A 4,883-nucleotide genomic window follows, 5' to 3' on the forward strand; every position below is an offset into this window, starting at 1 on the left:
GGCTCGATCCTCCGCCGATCGAGCCCGTCCGGCCTTCACACCGCGTCGGCCAGCAGCAGCGAGTGGATCCGGTCGGGGGCGCCGGGCCGGGCGTAGTACCACCCCTGGGCCGTGTCGCACCCCAGTTCCCGCAGCTGCTCCGCCTGGGCCGCGGTCTCCACGCCTTCCACCGTGACCGCGAGATCCAGGCTGTGCGCCAGCGAGACGATTCCCTCGACGATCTTCAGATCGACCGGGTCCGCCGGATGCTGCTGCATGCCCTGCGTGAAGGAGCGGTCCAGTTTGAGCACGCTCACCGGAAGCCGGCGCAGGTTCGCCAGGTTCGAGTACCCGGTGCCGAAGTCGTCGAGCGCTATGTCGACGCCCATGTCCGCCAGTTGCCGCAGCGGCTTGAGCAGATCGTCGTCCGCGCCGATGAGGGCGGACTCCGTGACCTCCAGACACAGCGCCCCGGGTTCGAGCCCCGAGCGCTCCAGCACGTCGACCGTCTCGGCGACCAGCCGCGGATGATGCAACTGGGTGGGCGAGAGGTTGACATTGATCCGCAGCGGGCCGCCGTCGCTGTGCCGCTCCTGCCAGAAGTTGGCCTGTCGCACGGACTCCTCCAGCACCCAGCGGCCGAGCGGCACGATCAGCCCGGTGTGCTCGGCGAGCGGGATGAACCGGTCGGGACCGAGCACCCCGTGCTGCGGGTGGCACCAGCGCACCAGCGCCTCCGCACCGTGCACCGTGCCGTCGCCGAGGTGCACGAGGGGCTGGTACTCGATGAAGAACTCGCCGCGGTCCAGGGCGGTCGGCAGCGCGGTGGTCAGCCCGTGCCGGGTGATGGCGCGGGCGTCCGCCTCGGCGTCGGCGAGCTCGAAGCGGTTGCCGCCCGCCGACTTGGCCCGGTACATGGTGATGTCGGCGCTGCGCAGCACCTCGGCGGCGCTCCGTTCACCGGCCGGCCCTTCGACGATCCCGATGGATCCGCGTACGGTCAGCTCACGGCCGTCCAGCAGGATCGGGGTGCCGAGCACACCGAGGATGCGGCAGGCCAGCTCGTCGACCTCCTTCTGGGTGTCGGGGCCGGTGGTCAGGGCCACGAACTCGTCGCCGCCGAGCCGCGCCACCATCTCGCCGGGCGCGGTCGCGCAGCTCTGCAACCGGTCGGCCACCTCGACCAGAAGTCGGTCCCCCGACGCGTGGCCGAGGCTGTCGTTGATCGCCTTGAAGCCGTCGAGGTCGAGGTAGCACAGGCCGAAGCGGCTGCCGTCGTCGGCGGCGAGCGTCTTCTCCAACCGCTCGAAGAACAACGTCCGGTTGGGCAGGCCGGTGAGCGCGTCATGGGTGGCCTCGTACCGCAGCCGCAGGTTCAGCAGCCGGCGCTCCGTCGTGTCCTCCATCAGCGCCAGCTGATACTCCGGCCGGCCCTCGGAGTCGCGCAGCAGGGACACCGTCAGATTGGTCCACAGCACCGTGCCGTCGTTGCGGTAGTACGGCTTCTCGACCCGGTAGTGCTCGCGTTCGCCGCGTACCAGCTCGTTGTAGTACCTCCACACCTGCGGCGAGTCCTCAGGATGCACCCACTCGTTGACCTTGTGGCTGCGGACATGGTGTTCGAGGCCGCCGAACATCCGGGTGAGGGTGTCGTTGATCTCCAGCACATTGCCGTCCAGATCGGCGATCCCGATGCCGATGGCCGCGTCCTTGAAGACGGCGCGGAAGCGTGCCTCGGTGGCGTGCAGGGCCTGCTCGGCGTCCGAGCGGGCGGTGAGCGCGGAGCGCGCGATGGCCTCCTGCTCGGCGAGGGTCCGCTCGCGCAGGGCCTGGGTGAACCCGGCCGCGAGGGCGTGCTGTATCCGGGCGCATCGGGCCCTGCTGTCCTCGGTCGACAACACCGTCGCACCGTTGCCGCCGCAATAGAGCACAAGGTACGAGTCGATGACGCCGAGCGTGCTGCTGAGCGCGTCCGGGTCCGTGCAGTGCGCGGCGACGAGAGCGGCGCCGACCTCGCTCGCGGGCGCCGCGTCGAAAGGCCGTGCGTGCAGGACGTCACTGAGCCCACGGGCCAGCGGCAGCAGATGCTGTTCGAACTCCGTGCGCGTCATGGAGGTGGCCGTCGAGGGGAAGATGGCCCGGCTCCAGATCGTGGCGAATCTCCGGAGCCGGTCCTCGGGGCCGTCGGGCTCCGTGTCGGGCGCTCCGGACGATTGGGCGGGGATGCTCACGCCTTGCGTCCCACTCCCGCGAAGCCCGAGAAGGCGAATGGGTCCTCGTGCTCCGGTGCCAGGGGGGTGTCGGGGCGCCAGTTCGGCATCGACACGAGTCCGGGCTCGACCATCGCGTACCCCTCGAAGAACCGGGTGACCTCGTCGCGCGACCGCATGACCAGGGGGCTGCGGATGTCCCGGTAGACGTCGACGGTGCCGCCCGCCTCCTCCTGGGTGAGCGGAATCCCCTCGTACGAGGCGTGGGTGACGACGATGAGGCTGCCGGGGGCGAGGGCTTCGCGCAGTTCGGCGACGGCGGTGTGCGGGTCGTCGGAGTCCTCGATGAAGTGGAGTACGGCGACGAGGAGCAGGGCCACCGGACGGTCCAGGTCGAGCAGTCCGGTGATCTCCGGGCTCTTCACGATCTCCTGCGGGTTGCGGAGATCCGCGGCAGCGATCACCGCCCGCTCGTTTCCTTCGAGTACGACCCGGCTGTGCGCGACCGCGACGGGGTCGTGATCGACATACGCGACGCGGGCCTCCGGGTCGGCCGCCTGGGCGACTTCGTGCACATTGCCGAAAGTCGGTATTCCGGAGCCGATGTCCAGAAACTGGTTGACGCCCTCGCTCACCGCGTAACGCACGGCCCTACGCATAAAGGCCCGATTCGCCTGCATGATCTTGGGAAGCCCCGGCATGAACTCCATGGCCTTGCGAGCCGCTTCCCGGTCCACCTCGAAATTGTGCGATCCGCCCAGATAGAAGTCGTACATGCGAGACACGCTCGGCACCGTAATGTCAATGCCTTGCGGTGCCCAGGCGGGACGCTCCATCGATGTCTCCAACAAGTCGCCACGGCGATCCGGCCATGTTCATGGTCAGTGTTGACCAGAGGCTACTGATCGTCCGCCAAGAGGGCGAGCGGAAACGGAAATTAGCCGTCCGTTATTGGTCACACACCACTGGCATGTGCAACCGTCCCGTCGCTACGGGTGACATCGGGCGACGAAACGGCCCCGAGAGGTGCTCCGGCGCTCTTCGGCGGCACCAATCGGTTCGGCTCCGGGGAAGCCGCATACCATGTGCCCCCAAGGGTCCGGGCGTTGGACCCGGAGGCAGTCATTGGCCCGGTTCAGGAGTTTCCTCGGTCCGATCGAAGGTGACAAAGCCCTGGTGGCGGCGCCTTTGACGGCTTTCCTTGCCAATGCGGCGACGGCGGAGCGTAAATCCCCCACCGTTGCGGTCAGTTGTGACCGATGAATTCCCTGAGCCGCAAACACATGGCACCCCAGGTCCCCACCATCAGGGGAATCCGGGCCGTCCCGGGCGTGCCTCGCGACCGGCCGGAACATGCTCCCCGTCGTGTACGGATCACTCATAGGGCGGCTCACGGCAGCCGTCGTCCTGCTCTGGCTGCTGACCGCCCCGGCGCCCGCCGTGGCGGACAACTGCGCGTATGCCTCCATCGGTGAGAGCGGTGGGAATTCGGCGGTCGCCGTGTCGGGCACCGGCCACTGTCACGCGGGCCCGGCGCCCGAGCCGACCCGACGGCCCGCGCCACCACCCCGGCGCCCCGCACCACCCCCTCCACCACCTCCGCCGCCGCCTCCTCCGCCGCCCCCGCCCGCACCACCCGAACCGGAACCGGAGCCCGTGCCACCGCCCCCTTCACCCACACCCCCGCCCTCGCCCTCGCCGTCCGTACGCCCCACACCTCCCGCGCCCCGGCCCGTGGCGCTGCCCACCTACCGCAAGCCGCCGCGCAAGGTCCCGAAGCGCGGCACCTCCCTGGTCACCCTCACCCTGCTGATCACGGCACCCGCGGTGTTCGCCGTCGCCGTGCTGCGTCCCCGCTCCCGATGACCTCCGGAGAAACCCATGTCGGAATGGCTTGTTCTCACCCTCGCGATGGTCGCGGCCAGTGCCGTCGTCCTGACCATCGCCGTACTCAACAACCGCCGGATCGGCGAGGATGACGACCCGTCCGAGACCCCTGACGTCATCGAGTACATGACGATGATGATCGGCGTGGTCTACGCGATCGTGCTGGGGCTCGCCATCGCGGGCGTCTGGGAGGGCCGCAGCGCCGCCCAGGAGTACGTACGCCAGGAGGCCCAGGCGCTGCACGAGGTGAGCGTTCGCTCCGCCGTCTACCCGGCCGAGGTGCGTACGCGCATCCGCGCCGACGTCGACGCCTACGTGCACCACGTCGTCCACGACGAGTGGCGGTCGATGACCGAGCACGGCTCCCTCGACGACGAGGGGGCCCGGCTCCTGGGCCGGGTGCGCGCCGATGTCACCGACTACCAGCCGAAGAACGACCACGAGGGGCAGGCATATCAGCCACTGGTCGATGAGGTCGCCGCGGTCGACGACGCACGCAGCGGCCGCGGGCAGAGCGCCGGTGCGACCATGCCGGGCGTGGTCTGGTTCGGCCTGATCATCGGGGCGCTGGTGACCGTGGGACTGATCTTCACGCTGCAGATCCGCAGAACCTTCCGCGAACTGCTGCTGGCCGGTCTCTTCAGCATTCTGATCGCCTTTCTGCTCTTTCTGATCTGGGATTTCGACTCCCCCTTCGGCCGGGGCATCTCGGCCACCGCCGCTCCGTTCCTCGACCTGTTCCCCGGCGCGGCGGGCGGATAGCAGTCCCGGCGAAGTGCTGTCGGAGTGCGCCGCCCGGGGGATACC

The 4,883-nt window shown here is 69.3% G+C and carries 4 protein-coding genes; 2 read left to right on the forward strand and 2 right to left on the reverse strand.

From position 1 onward, the window contains the following. Window positions 1–35: 35 nt before the first annotated feature. Together ACFU8Q_RS39010 and ACFU8Q_RS39015 are read right to left on the reverse strand one after the other, a co-directional pair. Window positions 36–2,210, reverse strand: coding sequence for a putative bifunctional diguanylate cyclase/phosphodiesterase (locus ACFU8Q_RS39010; protein ID WP_384464202.1), 2,175 nt, complete (start codon window positions 2,208–2,210; stop codon window positions 36–38). Further along, window positions 2,207–3,025: an SAM-dependent methyltransferase gene (locus tag ACFU8Q_RS39015; protein WP_384464205.1), complete on the reverse strand. Its 819-nt coding sequence runs from the start codon at window positions 3,023–3,025 to the stop codon at window positions 2,207–2,209. Before ACFU8Q_RS39015 ends, ACFU8Q_RS39010 begins: the two co-directional genes overlap by 4 nt. Before the next feature lie 529 nt (window positions 3,026–3,554). On the opposite strand from ACFU8Q_RS39015, the gene ACFU8Q_RS39020 reads away from it, so the two are divergent. Then, the gene (locus ACFU8Q_RS39020; protein ID WP_384464211.1) at window positions 3,555–4,055 is read left to right on the forward strand and encodes a hypothetical protein; all 501 of its coding nucleotides are present in this window, start codon (window positions 3,555–3,557) and stop codon (window positions 4,053–4,055) included. Window positions 4,056–4,070: 15 nt separating this feature from the next. Beyond that, window positions 4,071–4,838: a hypothetical protein gene (locus ACFU8Q_RS39025; protein WP_384464208.1), complete on the forward strand. Its 768-nt coding sequence runs from the start codon at window positions 4,071–4,073 to the stop codon at window positions 4,836–4,838. The last annotated feature ends 45 nt before the right edge of the window (window positions 4,839–4,883 follow it).

Origin of the sequence: Streptomyces sp. NPDC057543 (genome assembly GCF_042801895.1) — a bacterium.
In the GTDB taxonomy this organism is placed as follows: domain Bacteria; phylum Actinomycetota; class Actinomycetes; order Streptomycetales; family Streptomycetaceae; genus Streptomyces.

Coding starts and splice junctions, on each gene's coding strand:
- ACFU8Q_RS39015 (WP_384464205.1), bottom strand. CDS start 3,025: ATGGAGCGTCCCGCCTGGGCACCGCAAGGCATTGACATTACGGTGCCG.
- ACFU8Q_RS39025 (WP_384464208.1), top strand. CDS start 4,071: ATGTCGGAATGGCTTGTTCTCACCCTCGCGATGGTCGCGGCCAGTGCC.